At 68.2% G+C, this 17,831-nt stretch carries 14 protein-coding genes, 2 tRNA genes and 1 other RNA gene; 13 read left to right on the top strand and 4 right to left on the bottom strand.

The window, feature by feature from the left end:
• Positions 1–314: 314 nt before the first annotated feature.
• The 10 genes from prfB (at position 315) to ACIBZJ_RS15840 (ending at position 9,732) form a co-directional block, all read left to right on the top strand.
• On the top strand, positions 315–1,430 hold the full coding sequence (gene prfB, locus ACIBZJ_RS15885) for a peptide chain release factor 2 (protein WP_395929960.1): 1,116 nt from the start codon (positions 315–317) through the stop codon (positions 1,428–1,430).
• Between the two features lie 348 nt (positions 1,431–1,778).
• Positions 1,779–2,783 (top strand): hypothetical protein, encoded by a 1,005-nt coding sequence (locus tag ACIBZJ_RS15880; RefSeq protein ID WP_395929958.1) that lies wholly within the window; start codon positions 1,779–1,781, stop codon positions 2,781–2,783.
• 469 nt (positions 2,784–3,252) lie between these two features.
• Complete coding sequence (gene ftsE / locus ACIBZJ_RS15875; protein WP_395929956.1) at positions 3,253–3,933, top strand: cell division ATP-binding protein FtsE; 681 nt, start codon at positions 3,253–3,255, stop codon at positions 3,931–3,933.
• A 50-nt stretch (positions 3,934–3,983) separates the two neighbouring features.
• The gene (gene ftsX, locus ACIBZJ_RS15870) at positions 3,984–4,868 is read left to right on the top strand and encodes a permease-like cell division protein FtsX (protein ID WP_395929954.1); all 885 of its coding nucleotides are present in this window, start codon (positions 3,984–3,986) and stop codon (positions 4,866–4,868) included.
• A 78-nt stretch (positions 4,869–4,946) separates the two neighbouring features.
• Positions 4,947–6,206 carry a M23 family metallopeptidase gene (locus ACIBZJ_RS15865; protein WP_395929952.1) on the top strand — a complete coding sequence of 420 codons (1,260 nt, stop codon included), beginning with the start codon at positions 4,947–4,949 and terminating at the stop codon, positions 6,204–6,206.
• An 89-nt stretch (positions 6,207–6,295) separates the two neighbouring features.
• Positions 6,296–6,772 (top strand): SsrA-binding protein SmpB, encoded by a 477-nt coding sequence (gene smpB / locus ACIBZJ_RS15860; protein WP_395930250.1) that lies wholly within the window; start codon positions 6,296–6,298, stop codon positions 6,770–6,772.
• Between the two features lie 59 nt (positions 6,773–6,831).
• Positions 6,832–7,204: a transfer-messenger RNA gene (ssrA, locus tag ACIBZJ_RS15855) on the top strand.
• A 115-nt stretch (positions 7,205–7,319) separates the two neighbouring features.
• The gene (locus ACIBZJ_RS15850; protein ID WP_395929950.1) at positions 7,320–7,787 is read left to right on the top strand and encodes a MarR family winged helix-turn-helix transcriptional regulator; all 468 of its coding nucleotides are present in this window, start codon (positions 7,320–7,322) and stop codon (positions 7,785–7,787) included.
• Positions 7,788–7,801: 14 nt separating this feature from the next.
• On the top strand, positions 7,802–9,604 hold the full coding sequence (locus ACIBZJ_RS15845) for an MDR family MFS transporter (protein ID WP_395929948.1): 1,803 nt from the start codon (positions 7,802–7,804) through the stop codon (positions 9,602–9,604).
• Positions 9,605–9,656: 52 nt separating this feature from the next.
• Positions 9,657–9,732 (top strand) — tRNA-OTHER (locus ACIBZJ_RS15840).
• 5 nt (positions 9,733–9,737) lie between these two features.
• Here ACIBZJ_RS15840 and ACIBZJ_RS15835 read toward each other — a convergent pair.
• Complete coding sequence (locus tag ACIBZJ_RS15835) at positions 9,738–10,535, bottom strand: S-methyl-5'-thioadenosine phosphorylase (protein ID WP_395929946.1); 798 nt, start codon at positions 10,533–10,535, stop codon at positions 9,738–9,740.
• Between the two features lie 80 nt (positions 10,536–10,615).
• Here ACIBZJ_RS15835 and ACIBZJ_RS15830 point away from each other — a divergent pair, with 80 nt between their 5' ends.
• From ACIBZJ_RS15830 to ACIBZJ_RS15820, 3 genes are all read left to right on the top strand, one after another.
• Entirely contained in the window at positions 10,616–10,810 is a 195-nt protein-coding gene (locus ACIBZJ_RS15830; protein WP_395929944.1) for a CsbD family protein, read from the top strand.
• Positions 10,811–10,956: 146 nt separating this feature from the next.
• A complete protein-coding gene (locus tag ACIBZJ_RS15825) occupies positions 10,957–11,526 on the top strand; it encodes a YqgE/AlgH family protein (RefSeq protein WP_395929942.1) in 570 nt (189 codons plus the stop codon).
• A gap of 145 nt (positions 11,527–11,671) precedes the next feature.
• Positions 11,672–11,744 (top strand) — tRNA-Ala (locus ACIBZJ_RS15820).
• A gap of 275 nt (positions 11,745–12,019) precedes the next feature.
• Here the strand turns inward: ACIBZJ_RS15820 and ACIBZJ_RS15815 are convergent.
• Genes ACIBZJ_RS15815 through ACIBZJ_RS15805 form a run of 3 tightly spaced genes read right to left on the bottom strand, consistent with a single transcriptional unit; the run spans position 12,020 to position 17,728 of the window.
• Complete coding sequence (locus ACIBZJ_RS15815) at positions 12,020–15,199, bottom strand: helicase HerA domain-containing protein (RefSeq protein WP_395929940.1); 3,180 nt, start codon at positions 15,197–15,199, stop codon at positions 12,020–12,022.
• The gene (locus tag ACIBZJ_RS15810) at positions 15,199–15,846 is read right to left on the bottom strand and encodes a hypothetical protein (RefSeq protein WP_395929938.1); all 648 of its coding nucleotides are present in this window, start codon (positions 15,844–15,846) and stop codon (positions 15,199–15,201) included. Before ACIBZJ_RS15810 ends, ACIBZJ_RS15815 begins: the two co-directional genes overlap by 1 nt.
• Complete coding sequence (locus ACIBZJ_RS15805) at positions 15,836–17,728, bottom strand: hypothetical protein (protein WP_395929937.1); 1,893 nt, start codon at positions 17,726–17,728, stop codon at positions 15,836–15,838. The genes ACIBZJ_RS15810 and ACIBZJ_RS15805 overlap by 11 nt, the downstream gene beginning before the upstream one ends.
• Positions 17,729–17,831: the final 103 nt, after the last annotated feature.

The raw sequence follows: 17,831 nt of genomic DNA, 5'->3' as shown, positions 1-17,831 counted from the left end.
GGGAGCTCCGCACGGCCGGGAACGACAGGTCGCTGCTTTCAGCTGGCTGGGCCCCCAGGGGAGCTCCGCACGGCCGGGAACGACAGGTCGCTGCTTTCAGCTGGCTGGGCCCCCAGGGGAGCTCCGCACGGCCGGGAACGACAGGTCGCTGCTTTGAGCTGGCTGGGCCCCAGGGGAGCTCCGCGCGGCCGGGAACGACAGGTCGCTGCTTTCAGCTGGCTGGGCCCCAGGGGAGCTCCGCACGGCCGGGAACGACGGGTCGTCGGAGCAGGCGGTAAGCGAACGGGTGGCCCGACCGCGTAGGCTGGGTTGCTGTGGCTGCCGTCGACCTGAATGAAGAGCTCAAGGCTCTCGACTCGACCCTGACCTCGGTCGAGAGCGTGATCGACCTCCCCAAGCTCCGGCGCGAGCTGGCCGAGCTGAACGAGGCGGCCGCTGCACCCGATCTCTGGGACAACCAAGAGAACGCGCAGCAGGTCACGTCACGCCTGTCGTGGGCCCAGGGCGAGCTCAACAAGGTCGAGGGCCTCCGGCAACGACTCGACGACGCCCAGCTCCTGCTGGAGATGGCCGAAGCCGAAGACGATCCCGGCTCGGTCCAGGAAGTGGCGAACGAGGTCAACTCGCTGCGCGGCTCGATCGAAGAGCTCGAGGTCCGCACGCTGCTGTCCGGCGAGTACGACCCCCGCGAGGCGCTGGTCACGATCCGCGCCGAGGCCGGTGGCGTCGACGCGGCCGACTTCGCCGAGATGCTGCTCCGGATGTACCTGCGCTGGGCCGAGCGTCACCACTACGGCACCGAGGTCTACGACACCTCCTACGCCGAAGAGGCCGGCATCAAGTCGGCGACGTTCACGGTGCGGGCCCCGTACGCCTACGGCACGCTCTCGGTCGAACAGGGCACCCACCGGCTCGTGCGCATCAGTCCCTACGACAACCAGGGCCGTCGTCAGACGTCGTTCGCCGGTGTCGAGGTGCTGCCGGTCGTCGAGCAGACCGACCACGTCGAGATCCCCGAGAACGACCTGCGGATCGACGTCTTCCGGTCGTCCGGCCCCGGCGGCCAGAGCGTCAACACGACCGACTCGGCGGTGCGCATCACGCACATCCCGACCGGCATCGTGGTGTCGTGCCAGAACGAGAAGTCGCAGATCCAGAACCGGGCGGCCGCGATGCGGGTCCTGCAAGCGCGCCTGCTGGAGCGCCGTCGTCAGGAACAGAAAGCCGAGATGGACGCTCTGCGCGGCGACGGTGGTAACTCCTGGGGCAACCAGATGCGGTCCTACGTGGTTCACCCGTACCAAATGGTGAAGGATCTGCGCACCCAGTTCGAGGCCGGTAATCCCCAAGCCGTGTTCGACGGAGACATCGACGGCTTCATCGAGGCCGGCATTCGCTGGCGCAAGCAGCAGGACGCCCCGGTCTCCTGACCAGCACCGACCCGAACGCCCTCCGGAATCCGGAGGGCGTTTCGCGTTTGTCTGCGGTAACTCAGGGTGGCAGGAGCGGCGTCCAGGTTGAGAGCTCAACCGCTATTGGTTGTGCGAACCACCCCAACTATCGCGATCACCCGCCTCTTAAATCTCTCTCACAACATTGCCAGAGCTGTGGCGTGACATCTCCGTGGCAACGTATGGTCTGGCACCGACAGCGAAACCTGTCCACGATTTATTCGGGATCAGCTGTCACTAGGGGGCACACCGTATTAGTCGCGGCGTGTCCTTTGTCGTTCCCAGATGTTCTTTTCGATGTCCAACGAGGGAATGGAAGTGCTTGAGATGGCTCGAGGCTTACGCGGTGTTCTCCGCCGCGGCCTTGCCGCGACGATGGTCACCGGTCTGGTAACCATCGGGGCGGTCGCGCTGACCGCCGCACCGGCAAGTGCGACCACCAACGCCGTGAAGGGCACCGCCGAGTGCGTCGACGGCCGGTACATCGTCGAATGGACGGTGACCAACCAGGACCCGAACCTCGACGAGAGCATCGAGGTCGAGGCTCAGCCCGAGAAGAGCCACGTCCGCATCGCGGACGAGATCGAAGCGGGCAAGTCGATCAAGGGCAAGCAGGTTCTGTCCAAGGGCAGCACCGGCATCAAGGACGCCAAGGGTCACCACGTGGCCCGGCTCGAGGTCCACGGCAAGTGGATGGACGGCGACAAGGTCGTCGAGAAGGACGTGACCGCGGACGTTCCGCTGCCCGGCAAGTCCTGTGACGAGCCCGAGCCCAGCCAGTCGCCTTCGGCCGAGGAGGACGAGCTCTCCGCCGACATCACGCTGAACTGCGACGTTTTCTCGATCGACCTCACCAACGACACCGACCGCCGGGCCCGGTTCACGGTTGCCGTCAAGTTCGACGACGACAAGCCGCTGACCCAGGAGTTCGCGGTCAACCCGGGCAAGACGCTGACGCTGCCGGACGACCTGAAGGACGAGGCCGACTTCAAGGCGTTCGCCAAGGCTGACGACGACGACTTCGAGGTCTCGAAGATCGCGGTCGCGGTGTTCGCCGGTCGCGACAAGCTCGACGCCGCGAGCCTCGACCTGAACAAGTGCGACGAGGAAGAGGGCACCGAGCCCACCGACGAAGCCTCGCCGAGCCAGAGCGCGGTCGCGGGCGATGACGAGGCCCAGCCGAGCGTCTCGCCGGCCTCGAACAGCGAGAGCGAGGAGGGCAGCCTCCCGGTGACCGGTGCCAGCCTCGGCGGTCTCATCGCCGGAGCGGTTCTGGTTCTCGGCCTGGGCGTCGGCATGGTGGTTGTCACCCGCCGCCGCAAGCGCGCCTGAGTCAATAGTGCAATAGCAGTCGGCCCGGTCGCGAGAGCGGCCGGGCCGACTGCTGTCCGGAGCGCATTTCGAATAGCCGGACGACAGAACCTATCGCTATCTCTAGGCGTCTCTTATCGCCGCATTAAGAATTCTGCCGACGCCGTTTCCCCGGGAACTTCCCTTTCCGGGGCCGATACCGATCCACTCGACGCATTGTGGGCGGGGCGGGGTTGCGCCCGCGCTGACAGACCAGTGGCAACGTCCGCCGATCGTCACCGCGCAGAGTGACGGATCACCTCCGCCGGTGCCGCTGAACACTCCCGGTGGGTCACACCCGCCCCAGGCCGATCGTCCGTCACATCACCGTTCCGGACAGAGCCCTGTGAGGTCGTCCGGTCCGGGCCCGCGGCCATTCTCTGAACACGACCGTAGGAGAGCTGTGTAGCCCGAGCTCTGCGCCCAGTCGGTGTGGCTAGACTCGGCCCCCGTGATCACCCTCGACCAAGTGACCAAGACGTACCCGAAGTCGCGCCGCCCCGCCCTCGACGATGTGAACGTCAACGTCGAGAAGGGTGAGTTCGTGTTCTTCATCGGGCCGTCGGGTTCGGGGAAGTCCACGTTCATCCGTCTCCTCCTCAAGGAAGACACGGCGACGTCCGGCAAGGTGCTGGTAGCCGGTCGCGACGTCGCGACGATCCGGCCGTGGAAGGTGCCGCAGTTGCGGCGCAGCGTCGGCTGCGTGTTCCAGGACTTCCGGCTGCTTCCCAACAAGACCGCTGCCGAGAACGTGGCGTTCGCGCTGGAGGTCATCGGGAAGACCCGGTCGGTCATCCGCCGGGTCGTGCCCGAGGTGCTGAGCCTGGTCGGCCTGGAGGGCAAGGAGAACCGGTACCCGCACGAGCTCTCCGGTGGTGAGCAGCAGCGGGTCGCGGTCGCCAGGGCCTTCGTCAACCGCCCGCTGGTGCTGCTGGCCGACGAGCCGACCGGAAACCTCGACCCCGACACCTCGATCGAGATCATGCGTCTGCTCGACCGGATCAACCGCACCGGCACCACCGTCGTCATGGCGACGCACGACTCGAACATCGTGAACCAGATGCGCCGCCGCGTGGTCGAGCTCGACCGCGGCCGGGTCATCCGCGACCAGGCGCGCGGTGTTTACGGATGAGCACCACCCGCAGCTGAAGCCCCCGACTCGCCGTCCTTCCCGAGGAATCCATGCGTGCCAAGTTCGTCCTGACCGAAGCCGCGACCGGCCTGTGGCGCAACGTCACGATGACGATCGCCCTGATTCTCACCACGGCGATCTCGCTGGCGCTGCTCGGTGCGGGCGGCCTGCTGTACGCCGGGGTCGCCAAGACCAAGGACCTGCTCTACGCGCAGGTCGAGGTCTCGATCTTCCTGAACGCGGCCGTGACCGCCGACCAGAAGACCGCTCTGCAGACGAAGCTCGAGGGTGACCCCGAGGTCCAGAAGGTCACGTACGAGAGCAAGGACGAGGCCTACAAGCGGTTCAAGGAGCTGTTCAAGGACTCGCCCGACCTGGTGGAGAACACCAAGCCGGAGTCGCTGCCGGAGTCGTTCCGGGTGAAGCTCAAGAACCCGAACCAGGCCAATACCGTCGACGCCGAGTACAAGACCCAGCCGGGCGTGGACGTCGTCTCCACCCAGGAGGAACTCGTCGGGCGTCTCTTCGACGCGATCGACGCGGTCAAGAACACCGCGCTGGCGGTCTCGCTCTTCGCCGGCCTGGCGGCGCTGCTGCTGATCGGCAACACGATCCAAGTCGCCGCGTACAGCCGGCGGCGCGAGGTCAGCATCATGAAGCTGGTCGGTGCGTCGAACTGGTACGTGCGATTGCCGTTCATCCTGGAAGCCGCGGTCGCGGGGCTGATCGGCGCGATCTTCGCGACGGCCTTCCTGTCGATCGCCAAGGTGACGGTCATCGACGGCGCGCTGTCGGCCCTCGGCCAAGACACCGTGGTGCCGTCGATCGGCTGGAGCGCGATCCTGCTGATCACCGCACCGCTGCTCGCGCTGGTCTCGGTGCTCACCGCGGGCATCACCGGGTGGATCACGCTCCGGTTCTACGTGAAGGTCTGACGCCGGGCGTCTCGTCCTGACGCGCCGGAGAATGTGTGACCTTTGTGAACTAATCCGGCAATACGTACGGTGTCGGGTATGCGCGTTGGCCGTTGCCGCCCGTTCTCGGTGTGTCTCGTGCTCGCGATCGGTGCGGGGCTTCTCGTCCACCAGCCCGTAGTTCAAGCCCGTGACCAGCCGTCACCGGCCGACCAGGCCGCAGCCCGGCAGGCGATGCAGCGCGCAGCCGCGGTCATGGAGACCGCGACCGGGCGGGCTCAGGCCGCGACCGCGGCCTTCGTCGAGACCTCGCAGCGCCTGCCGGGCGCCCAGACCCGGGTCGCGTCCGCGCAGGGACGGGTGGCCGCGGCCGCGGTCCGGTCCGCCGCGGCCGAGCGTGCGTCGGCGCGGGCCGCCGCCGAGCTGCGCCGCGCGCAGCAGCACTTCGCGGCCGCGCAGGCCGCGGTGGAACAGGCGCGCGACACGCTCGGCACGTTCGTGCGCGCGACCTACGAGGGTCACTCGGCGATGGTCCTGTCCGCGCTCAGCGCGGCCGAAGGCCCGCAGGACCTCCTCGAACGCATCGACTTCGCCACCCAGCTGATCGGCCGCCAGGGCCGCGCCGTCGACCAGGTCGAACGCCGCCGCCAGGTGGTGGCCGAGGAACGTGCACTAGTGGCCCAGCACAAGCTTCAGGTGGACGCCGCCCGGGCGGCCGCCCGGCGCGCGCTCGCCACCGCCCGGGCCGAGCAGTCGGCGGCGCGGGCCGCCCAGGCCGTCGTGGTGAGCCTGGTCAGCCGGCGGCGGAACGCGGTCGCGGTCGCGAACCAGGAGAAGTCCGCGAGCCAGGAACGGTACGCGGAAGCCCAGGCCGAGTCGAACCGGATCGGCCGGGCCCTGCGCGCCGCCGCGCACCGGGAGCGCCGCGGATCGACCCGGACCCGGACCCGCGGCTACCGCCCCCGGATGAGCCGGCCCGGCCAGCTGTGGATGCCGGTGGCGGGATGGAAGTCCAGCGACTTCGGCTACCGCTTCGACCCCTACTTCCGGCGGTGGCAACTGCACGCCGGTACCGATTTCGCGGCCGCCTCCGGTACGCCGATCCACGCGGCGGCCGGCGGTGTGGTGGTGCGGGCCGGATGGAACGGCGGTTACGGCAACTACACCTGCGTCTACCACGGCGGTGACCTCTCCACCTGCTACGGCCACCAGTCCCGGATCCTGGTGTGGGCGGGCGAGGAGGTCAGCCGCGGCGAGACGATCGGCCTGGTCGGGACGACCGGCGCGTCGACCGGGAGCCACCTGCACTTCGAGGTGCGCATCGACGGCGACCCGGTGAACCCGCTGGGCTACCTCTGAGCAATCCGGGTTACCTCTGAGCAATTAAGGAATGGCCTGCCACCGTAGGATCGTTGAAGCTACGGAACATCAAGAAGGAAGGCAGGTCGATGCCGCGGGAGACCGGACGCAAGGTCATCGCGTCCAACCGCAAGGCTCGGCACGACTACACCGTGCTCGACACTTGGGAAGCCGGCGTCGTGCTGACCGGCACCGAGGTCAAGTCGCTCCGCGCCGGCCGGGCCTCGCTCGTCGACGGCTTCGCGCTGGTGGACAACGGCGAGGTCTATCTGCACGGCGTGCACATCCCGGAGTACGTCGCCGGAACGTGGACCAACCACGCGCCGCGTCGCGTCCGGAAGCTGCTGCTGCACCGGTCGGAGATCGAGAAGCTGATCGGCAAGATCAAGGAGGGCGGGCTGACGCTCGTCCCGCTGTCGATGTACTTCTCGGACGGGCGGGCCAAGGTGGAGATCGCGCTGGCACGCGGTAAGAAGGCCTGGGACAAGCGCCAGGACATGGCCAAGCGAGATTCGGATCGGGAGATCGCGAAGGCCTACGGCCGCAGTCTCAAGGGCCGGCGCTAGACTGAAGTGATTGCACACGAGGGAAGTTCGACCACCGGTCGAACGTCCCTCGCCGACCAGGGGGTGATTGGTCTCGACACCGGACGTTGAGACAGGGGAAGCGGGCCGAGGAAGGCAACGATGAGCTCGTAAACCATGCGTTGCAACCAATTAAGCGCCGATGAAGATCAGCGCGTGTACGCTCTCGCCGCCTGAGGCTAGAGCTGCACTGTCAGACCGGTAGTGCCTTCGGACCGGACCCTGGCATCAGCTAGAAGGCTTACTTTCCAGCCCGGCTATCGGGGCTGGACGGGACATCTCACAGTGGCTGGGCTCGTCACATCGGCTTGTTCGCGTGACCGATGGGGCCAAGTAGAGACCTAGCGAACTGCGCCCGGAGAAGACCTGTTGAGGCGACGGTGGACGCGGGTTCGATTCCCGCCACCTCCACGCTGACGAGAGCCCCGGCCCTGACGGGCCGGGGCTCTCGTCGTTGTGATGGCGGACAGGTGGGTCAGCCCCTTACAGTTGTAGCCAGCAAGCTTTTTGTCCGAGGAGACGTATCCCCATGGCCGACGCCGTCACCGAACTGGGACGACAGCTCGCGCGCTTCGGCCGGACGATGGTGCGCTACAAGGCGCAGCAAGCGGCCACCGTCGGGGAGGCGGCCACCGCCGCGTACGGGCTGCTCTTCCAGCTCGCCGACCGTCCCCAGCGCGCCGGCACGCTCGCCGAGACCGTGCACGCCGACCCCTCGACGGTCAGCCGCCAGGTGGCTCAGCTCGTCGACCGCGGTCTGGTCGAGCGTCAGCCCGATCCGGCGGACGGGCGGGCCTGCGTGCTCGTCCCCACCGAGGCCGGGCGCGAGGTCATCGCGGTATTACGCCGGCAGCGCGACGAACACCTCGCGCGCATCGTCCGGGAGTGGCCGGACGACGACGTCCACGATCTGGTGCGGCTGCTCGGCCGCTTCATCACCGGGCTCGAATCCGCCCGCCCGCCGGGCGTCCGGACAGACGAAGAAGACAGACCCTGAACGAGGAGAACCGGATGGCAGCGCCGGCGTCGAATCCGCCGGAGACAGCGTCGGAGACGCTGCTCTCCCACCGGCAGATCCTGCTGATCCTGACCGGGCTGATGTCGGGAATGTTCCTGGCGGCGCTGGACCAGACGATCGTCGCGTCGTCGATCCGGACGATCGCCGACGATCTCGACGGCCTGTCGTTGCAGGCGTGGGCGACGACCGCCTACCTGATCACCGCGACGATCACCACACCGCTCTACGGCAAGCTCTCCGACATCTACGGGCGCAAACCGTTCTTCCTCAGCGCGATCGCGCTGTTCCTGGTCGGGTCGGCGCTGTCCGCGGCATCGCAGTCGATGTACGAGCTGGCCGCGTTCCGGGCCGTGCAGGGGCTCGGCGCCGGCGGGTTGTTCAGCCTGGCGCTGGCGATCCTCGGTGACATCGTGTCGCCCCGGGAGCGGGCCCGGTACCAGGGCTTCTTCCTCGCGGTGTTCGGGACCTCGAGCGTGCTCGGCCCGGTGATCGGCGGGTTCTTCGCCGGTCAGGACACGATCCTGTGGGTGTCGGGCTGGCGCTGGGTGTTCCTGGTGAACGTGCCGATCGGGTTCGTCGCGCTGATGATCGTCATGCGGGTGCTGAACATCCCGCATCAGCGCCGTGAGCACCGGATCGACTGGCCGGGCGCGCTGGCGCTGGTCGTCGGGCTGGTGCCGTTGCTGGTCGTGGCCGAGCAGGGACGCGAGTGGGGCTGGCTGTCGGGGCGCTCGCTGGCCTGTTACGGGATCGGGTTGATCGGGCTGGTGGCCCTGTACTTCGCCGAACGCGCCTGCGGCGAAGACGCGCTGATCCCGCTGCGGTTCTTCCGGAACTCGGTGTTCACGACGACGTCGCTGGTCGCGCTCGTCAGCGGCATGGGAATGTTCGGCGGGCTCTCCGCGCTGCCGCTCTACCTGCAGATCGTCAAAGGCGCGTCACCGACCCAGGCCGGCCTCCTGCTGCTGCCGCTGACCGCCGGGATCATGACCGGGTCGGTCATCTCCGGACAGCTGATCTCGCGGACCGGCCGGTACAAGATCTATCCGATCATCGGCACCGTGCTGATGACGGTCGGGCTGCTCGCGTTCAGCCGCGTGCACTGGGACACGCCGTTCTGGCAGACCGGCATCGCGATGGCGATCTTCGGTCTGGGGCTCGGCAACGTGATGCAGCCGGTCACGCTGGCGGTCCAGAACGCGATGCCGCCGCGGGACATCGGCGTGGCGACGTCGTCCTCGACGTTCTTCCGGCAGATGGGCGGGACGCTCGGCACCGCGGTGTTCCTGTCGGTGCTGTTCAGCCAGGCCGGGACGAAGATCGGCTCGGCGTTCGAGCGGATCGTGCCGACGCCCTCGTACCAAGCGGCTCTGCACGACCCGGCGGTGCTGTCCGACCCGGTCAACAAGGGGTTCGTGGATCAGCTCTCGTCGTCCGGCGGCGGCGTGGGCAGCGCGCTGGACGACTCCTCGTTCATCAACCGGCTGGACGAGCGGCTCGCGAAGCCGTTCTTCATCGGTTTTTCGGACGCGGTGGACCGGGTGTTCCTGCTCGGCGCGGTGATCATGGTGCTGGCGATCGTGCTGGCGTGCCTGATCAAGGAGATTCCGCTGCGCACGCAGTCAGGTGTGGACGCGGCCCGGGCGGAGCAGGCTGCCGCGGCGGATGCGGTTGCCGCGGCGGATGCGGAACGGGCTTCCTCGGTGGATGCGGCGGGCGAGGAGCGGGCCGCGGTGGCGGATGGGGCAGGCGAGGAGCGGGCCGCGGTGGCGCGTTCCGAAAAGGGGTCAGACTAGTTCGGCGCGGGCGGCACCTCAGCGGTGCGAAATGCGTCACACTGAAAGGCCCCTCGCTGTAGCTCAGTGGACAGAGCCCTTGGAGTATCTCTGGGGAGACGCCGGTTCGACTCCGGCCAGCGAGTCCAAAGCCTCACGGCAGTTCGAACGCGATGTTGATGCCGTCGAGCGCGTGCGAGCACGCGCAGTCGCGCTCCGTCGGCAGGGCCGCGGCGGTCTGCAAGACCAGCGTCCGCATCCGGTCGGTGTTCTCCGCGAACACGCGGAAAACCTCCTCCTGAGTGACCTCCTCGCCGGTGTCGACCCCAGCGTCCAGGTCGGTGACCAGCGCGATCGCGGTGTAGCAGACCGCTAGCTCCCGGGCCAGCACGGCTTCCGGGTGCCCGGTCATGTTCACCACCGACCAGCCCTGCGCAGTGAACCAGCGCGATTCGGCGCGAGTCGAGAAGCGGGGCCCTTCGACGACGACCATGGTGCCCGTTCCGACCATCTCGACCGTGGTGTTCTCCAGGACGGTCGAGCGTCCGGCCGGGCAGTACGGATCGGCGAACGAGACGTGCACGGCTCCGACGTCGTGGAACGTCTGAGCGCGGCCGGAGGTGCGGTCGACCAGCTGGTCGGGGACCACGAACGTGCCCGGGCCGAGTTCCGGCCGCAGGCCGCCGACCGCGCAGGGCGCGAGGATCTGGCGGACGCCCAGCGAGCGGAGCGCCCAGATGTTCGCGCGGTAGGGAATGCGGTGCGGCGGGAACCGGTGGTCGCGGCCGTGGCGGGGGAGGAATGCGACCGTGCGGCCCTCGACGAGCCCGATCGAGATCGGGTCGCTCGGCGGGCCGTACGGCGTCTCGGGCGTCACTTCCTCGACGACGTCGAGCAGGGCGTACAGACCCGAGCCCCCGATCACAGCGACGTCCGGCCGGGCGTTGTTCATGTGGCGGACCTTACCGGGAGAGATGTGTAGGCCTTCGCGAGTCGGGTACCTAACGATCAGTCATCGAGAAGGAGGCCGCAGTGAGCTTCGACGACAAGGCTGAGAACAAGGCGCAGGAGTTGAAGGGCGCCGCCAAGGAGCGTTGGGGCGGGGCGACCGGCAACGAAAGTCTGCAGGCGGAGGGGGCCGAGGAGCGCTCGGAATCCAAGCTCAAGCAGGCCGGTGAGCACGTCAAGGACGCGGCGGAGAAGGTCAAGGACGCGTTCAAGAAGTAGTCACACGCAGTCGCCGCCCCCGCTTCGACGGGGGCGGCGTTTTTGTGTCTCGCGGTGGGGGAATGCTCGCGCGTCGGCGAACAAGGTGAAATTATCCGACCGGCGCCCGTGGGCGACTCATCGGAACGCGGCGGGGGTGGTTCGGCATGAACGCGGGCATGCCGGCGGAAGACCTGACCGGGCGCCTCCTGGTCGCCTCGCCGTCGCTGAAAGACCCGAATTTCGAGCGTTCGGTCGTGCTCCTGATCGCGCACGAGCCCAGCGGCGCCCTCGGCGTGGTCCTCAACCGGGCGACCGAGGTCCAGGTCGAGGACGTGCTCGACGGCTGGCACGATTTCGCGGCCCAGCCGTCGGTCGTGTTCGAGGGTGGCCCGGTACAGCCGGAGGCGGCGATCTGTCTCGCGCGCGTGCGGCCGGGGACGTCGCCGGACGGATTCAGCCGGGTCGAGGGCGTGGTCGGCACCGTGGACCTGTCGGCGAGCCCGGAGGGGTTCAACGGGTCGCTGGACCGGCTGCGGGTGTTCGCCGGGTACGCCGGCTGGGACGCGGACCAGTTGGAGACGGAGATCGAGCAGGGGGCGTGGCTGGTACTGGACGCCCTGCCGGGCGATGCGTTCGTGCCGCAGCCCGACGATTTGTGGTCGATGGTGCTGAGACGGCAGGGCGGGATGCTCGCGGCGCTGGCCTTCTATCCGGCGGACCCGCAGTTGAACTGAGGTCGTACGGGGCGGGGCCGGGAGGTCGTAGGGGGCGGGGAGGTCGTACGGGGGGCGGGGCCGGCGGGGGAGTCGGGCGGGAGCCGGTGCGGGAGTGTCCGCGACGTTGTGTACTATTCAGCAGTCGGTCCGGAACGGGCCGGACGGGGCTGTGGCGCAGCTGGTAGCGCACCACACTGGCAGTGTGGGGGTCAGGGGTTCGAGTCCCCTCAGCTCCACTACGAGTTGTAGTGGGCCGTTTTCCGGCAAAAACGCTGCAAGCTTAGGCTTGTGGCGTTTTTGTGTTGTCTTGCCAAAGAGATCTTCCCAGTTCAGGGTCTTGTGCGGTGTTCGAGACCCCTCAGCCAGCCTCCTTTGAATGGCATTGCGCTAGGTAACCGGCTCGGGTGATCGGGTCCGTGTCCGCGCGACCGACGAGGGGGTCGCGACGTCTCCGCTTGACGTCAGGCGTCGCGCCCGTGACGTTCCTCCGGCTCCTGCTGGTGATGCCCTTCTACGAACGGGCGGCCTCGGCGTCGCCGTCACGCCGACCATCCCCGAGGTGATCGGCCAGGGACCGCTCGCCACGCGCTCGCTCCAGCACCTCGTCGACCGTCAACGGACTGCGAGGATGATTACTTAGGGACAATGGTGCTCTGATCTTGCGCGGGGCAGTGCCTTCTGTGGCCAGGTAGAACTGGCCGGTACTGAGCCGCGAGATGTCCGGTACGTCGCCCCCCTTGGCCTTCGCCATTTCGCGGACTGCCTCGATCTGGATAGGGCTGTTCAGCAGTCCGTAGAACTGCGTCGCTGAGTTCCCCGGAATGCGGTTGTGAAGAGCCTTGGGTGCTTGGGTCGCGAAGATCAGCCCGAGTCCGTACTTGCGTGCCTGGGCTGTCAGGACGAGGGTGCTCTGGGTGCAGGCGGTCATCGGGCTCGCCGGCGCCAAGGTCTGGGCCTCGTCCATGACGAGTAAGCCGAGCAGTGGTCGGTCTCCCGCCGGATTTCGTTTGATCCAGGAGAAGAGTGCCATCTGGAGTTGGTTGACGAACGTCTGTCGGACGGCGTCGGAGGGCAGGCCGACCATGCTGATCACGGAGACTCGAGCGCGTTTGCCCTCCGCCGGGGTCAGGAGTACGCCCGGGTCGAGGGGGGTGCCGTCGCCGCCGAAGAGCGGATCGTTGACCATCTCCGCCGTGAGAGTCTGCGCCAGGCCGACGGCGATCTTGTCGGCGTCGGCGATCTTGATGAGGCCGTCCGGAAGATCCGCCAGGGTCTCGATCAGGCCTTGCAGGTGGGTGCCACCGCTCCGGCCGTAGTGCTCAACGGCCTTACGCAACACTGCGCGTCCCAGATGCGCCTTGTTCGCCTTGCCGGTGACCATTGCCCGCGGTTCGAGCGCCGCTACCGCCGCTTCGACCGCCTCGTCGAACTCGTCTTCGTCGTCGAGCACGCTGGCGAAATCCGGCAGCGGCTGGAAGCTCACGGCGCGGCCGGACGTGCGCCGCGGCGTCCAGACGACGACGTCCGTATGACGGAGGTACTCGGCCGCTTTCTGCCGATCACCGGATCGCCAGGCGTCTGGCGGCTGAGGCCAGCCGTCTCCAAGCCGTGCGAGGTCGTTGTTCGGGTCGAGCACGATGGTGGACACGCCTTGGAGGGCGCACTCCTCGATGATGCGCCGAATGAGGACGGTCTTGCCGGAGCCGGAGCCGGCGAAGATGACGGCGTGCTTGCGGAGGGCCTCGATCTGCAGCTCCACCGGCAGGTCGTTGCCGTCGTCGTGGCCAATCGCGATGCGAGGCCCGTCGGCGGCGGTCGTCTCGGGAACCGATTCCTTGGACGCTTCGCCGGGCAGCCAGCTGTCGACGTCGGCCAGAGCCTGTTCGAGGAACTTCAGATCGCGAGTCGGCCTGCGTTCCGCGAGCCAGCCGTGCAGTTCCGGGGTGGGCTCACCGAGCATGGTCCGCAGTGCGAAGAGGATGCTCAGGTCCTCGGCGTCCAGCTCTAGGGTGGCGGTTACCTTCTCGAGGGCCCGCTGGGTCGCGGGGCCTTGGGACCAGTCCGAGTTGCGGATCAGGTAAAGATTGCGCTTGCCGGTGGTCTTCTCCGCCGCAGCGGCGTCTGCGGCTCTCTTCAGGCGGTTGATTGCGCCGTTGAAGTGGTGCTGCTCGCTCACCGCGCGGAAGCACCAGTGGGCCTGGTCCTCGGTCTCGTCATTGAGAACGAGCCGCAGCCGCGCGTGCAGCGCCGGACTGGAGCTGGGTGGGGGATCCACGCTGAACAATCCGTCGGACCCGGCGCGTTCCAGGACCCACGCGGTCAGCCCGGCGGCGAGTAGCGCCGGCATTTCCTCGTCCTCGGCGGCGCGTTCGAGCGGAGTCACGACATCGGCCGCCACCTTGAGCTCTGCGAAGCGGCCATCGAACCGGGTTATCTCGGCGGACGAGACCGGCGGTGGGGCCGGTCGTCGCGGCGGCGTTTGCACTCCCGTCGGCTCTCCCAGCCGGCCGAGCAGCTCGACTCTGTCGTCGGCGAGGCAGCCCCGGACATGTTGATCGATTTTGATCAGTAGCTCGCGGGGGGTGAACGAGACGGCGCTCTCGAACGCCTTCGGCGCCACCGGCCACGAGTCGAACGGCGGCGCGAAGCCGATCTCCTCGAACCGGGCGCGGAACCGCTTCTCGACGAGGGCACGCGCGAGCGCGGGGTCCTTGATCCGGTGGAGCTGCACGGATTCCCGGAATCTGTCCTGCACGCTGTCCACCGCGGCCCTGCGAATGGTGGTCCAGGTTCCCTGCAAGCACGCGACCAGCGTGAGCGTGCGGCGCGTCTGCTGGCGCAGCGTCATCAGCCCGTCCGCCATCAGCCTGAGCGTCCGCGCGTCGTCGGGCCGGAGCTGCACCGCCTTGCCCTGCACCGGGTCGGCGCCAGTGGCGTACTGCGCGAGCAGCGTGTCGATCTGATCGACCGCGATGACGGCGGGCCCGGTGAGAGCAAGCAACCACGACAGGTCCTGCACGATCTGCTGGGCGCGGCGCGGGGCGCGTCGCATACCCCACGCGGCGCGTTCACCCGGCGTGGCTTCGTCGCCGGACGCGAAGTAATTCTCCGCCACGTCGCGATGCCTGATGTCCGGGGAAGCGCTGAGGGCCAATGCTCGTGCGGTCTCCTGGCTCGTGCGGGCGGTCTGGCGGTCGAACTCGCCGAGGCCGACGATGAACTCGTCGAGCGCCGCGCGAGTCAGCCCGGTCTCGCCCATGACCGCCCGCCGCGCAGCCCGTGGAGCGCCGACCATCGCAGACAGCCTGCGGAGCAGTAGGCCTAGCTGGGTCTGCCGGCTTCCCGGCACCGGTCGAGCGAGTCCATCGAGGATCGCGTCCCGGACGCTCTCCCAGAACGTCCCTGCGTCGAGCAGGCTCACCAGGAAGAAGTAGCCGCCGCGTTCGTGCACCTGATGTCGCACCGAGCCGAGTAGGTGCGTCTTGCCCGATCCGCGCTGGCCCTGGAGGACCAAGCCAATCGGGCTGCCGGCCGCGCTCGACCTCGCCTCCTCGATGCCGGCTTCCACCTCACGCAGGACGGGAGTGTGCAGCCCTTCGACGTGAAACGGCAGCGGCGTCCACAAATCGTCGGGCACCGGTGCCCAGTCGAACCGGAGTGAGGCGAGTGCCTTCCGTTCCGCGTCGTCCACTACACACCGATCGCCAGCAGGTGGTTGTCCTGTGCGCCGAGCCGGAGAGCGGCCTGGATGTCCGCGTCGGTCAGCAGTCCCTGACTCGGCTCAGGCGCGACGTTGACGTCGTCCTCGAGCGCGAGTCGACGCAGCGCGTCGTCCAACTCGTCTCGCGGAACGTCAGCGAAGAACGGCCGCAGTCGCCGCAGGCTCACCCACGCCCGCGGTTCGTCGGCGAGCGCGTCGTAAGCGCTGACAATGCGGACGCGGAGGTCCGAATCCGATGCGCGCGACCGCGGCGCAGCGGACCGGAGATCGCTCAACGCGAAGAGCTCGGCAAGGTTCGCGCACGCGGCGCGGACGAGCACCCGACGGCGAAGGTTGCCGTGCAGGGCGGTCAAGGCGCTACCGAGCGCGCCCGCGCCGCGCAGCCGGAAATCGAAGTCGTCCTGCATTCGCAGCCAGCCCTTGTCGGCGAGCTGGAGGGCATAGGTGCGTCCGCGCCTTTCGCTGGCGATGTACCCCAGTTTCTGGAGCTTGTCGCGCTGCGGCTTCCGTACGTCCAATCCGTACAGCTCGGTCAGCTCAGTGTTGAGCACCTCCCGGGCCTCGGCCATCAGCATCATAAGGATCGCGCTCTCCGAGGCCGTCATGTCATCGTTCATCGTGTAATCCTTTGCTTCGGGCGACGGTTCCGTCGGAATGCAATCCGTGAACTCGTAGTTGCAGCACTTCCTCGGTGGTCGCCTCCTCGTCGCAGCCCTTGATCATGAGCAGCGCGATGAGCCGGTCGACGGCGAGCGGCGTTCCGGCGTCGACCTCGGCGCGTAGTTCCGCTTCGTTCCCCTGCTCGAACAACCAGGAGGTCAGGCGCTCAGCGGCGTCCGGTTCGCCCTCGGCCAGGGCTCGTCGCAATTCTCGGAGCTCGGACTCGGGGTCCGAGCTGCCCTCCGCGGTTCCCTGCAGCCGGATCGTCGCGGCTCGGTCGCCCAGGGCCGCCCGGTCGGCCAGCTCGGTCGAGCGCTCGTCGATGGCCAGTAGCTCGGCCAGCAGATCCGCCGCGAGACGATGACCGGCACCCGCCCGTTCCCGCAGTTCGGGCAGTTCACCGCGCTCGGCCAGCAGAGAAGCGAGATCGTCCGCAGCGGTGAGGTCGCCCTCGTCAGCCTTCAAACGAAGATCGAGACTCTCGCCGAAGTCGTAGAGCAGGTCGGCCAGGTACCGCGTGACCGGGCCGTCGGCCGCGCGCAGCGGTTCCGCGCGGGCGCGCAAACCGATCACCTGGGCCAGCGCCGTTTCTACCGGCTTGGTACCCGGAGGGGGACGCATGGCATCGATGAGTACCGAGACGGCTTCGTCGATACGGTCGCGGCGAACGAGCAGGAACGCCAGCTCGATGGCCGCCCGGTGCTCCCCGCGGGCGGCCAACCGTCGAAGTGCCTGTTCCTGGAGGTGGTAACGCATTCGAGCTGCTGCCGCGTCGCAGAGGCGTCGAAGGTCGTCGGCGCTCCCGAGGTGGCTGATCAGCGCTGTCCAGAGACTCTCGGGAGGGCACTCGACCCGCCGGTGCATCGCCAAGTACTCGGCCAGGTAGTCGGCGGCGCGGTACCCGGCCAGTATCCCTGGCTGGCTGGCGGCGGGGGACAGCGCCGCCACGGTCGTTCGGTTGATCGGTGACGCGGCGTACGACACTACTTCCTGGAGCCAGCTCTCGGGCGGGGCGACGAGGTCCCGGGGACTCAGGTAGCCGGCCATCGCGTCGACGAGCAAATCCGGCGAGAGCGGTGTGAGGATGCCGAGCCGTCGCGCGTCGGCGGCTGCCGTGATCGCAGCACGGGCGTACGGCGGTGCGTGCCGCCAGCGGCTTAACAGGTCGGGCCCCGCCGCCAGCACCTGGGTCAGCCCGTCGTCGTGAGCGTCCAACGCGGCACGGATGCTGCTGTCGGTAGCGGCCAGTTCCCGCGCTCTCCGGTACTCCTGGTCCTCCAGCCGAGACGGGACATCGATGGGGTCGACGGATCCGAGCAGCTCTCGTTCGGCCAGACCCTTGGCCCGCGAGCCCTTCCGCGCCAGGTAGTCGTCGGACCACAACGTGCCCACGACGATGTGCCCGGCCTGCTTGAGGCGTGCCATCTGCGGCTTGGTGAGCGGCGGCGTCGAGTCGAAGAAGCGCGCGAGTTCGTCGAGCCAGATCACCGCGCGGTGTTCCGGCTCGTCGAGCAGCCGGTAAACCTCGCTGGTGTCGGACGGCTGAACCAGCGGCCAGTGCCCGACCACCGCCCGGACGGCCTCGTACAGCGAGCGGGTCTTGCCGGTTGAGGACCCTCCGATCAGGAGGACAAAGCAGCCGCGCTGAACGCCGTCCTCGATCCGGCTTCGAAGGTCTTCGTCGAAGGATCGCCGCACGTACCCCGGCAACTCCTGCTGGCTTCCGGGACCCCGGATCGCGGCGTGAACACCCAGTTCGCGGGGTGACACCTCGGCTACCCGGGGCAGATCGGTGTGCCGGTTCCGCGATTCCTCGGTCAACCGCGCCCACGTCGCCATGATTCGGGCACGTTCGTTGGTCGGCGAACCGAGGGCACCGAGAAGGCTCTCCAGCACCGCCTTCTGCGGTGTCCGGTTTCCCCGCAAAACCTCACTGAGGGTC

This window comes from Cryptosporangium sp. NPDC051539 (assembly GCF_044454545.1).
In the GTDB taxonomy this organism is placed as follows: domain Bacteria; phylum Actinomycetota; class Actinomycetes; order Mycobacteriales; family Cryptosporangiaceae; genus Cryptosporangium.
Note: the sequence above shows the minus strand (reverse complement) of the source record. Positions and strands in the feature narration are given on the sequence as shown.

What these genes read in the sequence shown, in the direction of transcription:
- ACIBZJ_RS15865 (WP_395929952.1), top strand. Translation starts at nt 4,947, where the DNA reads ATGCGCGTTGGCCGTTGCCGCCCGTTCTCGGTGTGTCTCGTGCTCGCG.
- ACIBZJ_RS15850 (WP_395929950.1), top strand. Translation starts at nt 7,320, where the DNA reads ATGGCCGACGCCGTCACCGAACTGGGACGACAGCTCGCGCGCTTCGGC.
- ACIBZJ_RS15845 (WP_395929948.1), top strand. Translation starts at nt 7,802, where the DNA reads ATGGCAGCGCCGGCGTCGAATCCGCCGGAGACAGCGTCGGAGACGCTG.
- ACIBZJ_RS15825 (WP_395929942.1), top strand. Translation starts at nt 10,957, where the DNA reads ATGAACGCGGGCATGCCGGCGGAAGACCTGACCGGGCGCCTCCTGGTC.
- ACIBZJ_RS15805 (WP_395929937.1), bottom strand. Translation starts at nt 17,728, where the DNA reads ATGGCGACGTGGGCGCGGTTGACCGAGGAATCGCGGAACCGGCACACC.
- ftsX (WP_395929954.1), top strand. Translation starts at nt 3,984, where the DNA reads ATGCGTGCCAAGTTCGTCCTGACCGAAGCCGCGACCGGCCTGTGGCGC.
- smpB (WP_395930250.1), top strand. Translation starts at nt 6,296, where the DNA reads ATGCCGCGGGAGACCGGACGCAAGGTCATCGCGTCCAACCGCAAGGCT.
- ACIBZJ_RS15835 (WP_395929946.1), bottom strand. Translation starts at nt 10,535, where the DNA reads ATGAACAACGCCCGGCCGGACGTCGCTGTGATCGGGGGCTCGGGTCTG.
- ACIBZJ_RS15810 (WP_395929938.1), bottom strand. Translation starts at nt 15,846, where the DNA reads ATGAACGATGACATGACGGCCTCGGAGAGCGCGATCCTTATGATGCTG.
- ACIBZJ_RS15880 (WP_395929958.1), top strand. Translation starts at nt 1,779, where the DNA reads ATGGCTCGAGGCTTACGCGGTGTTCTCCGCCGCGGCCTTGCCGCGACG.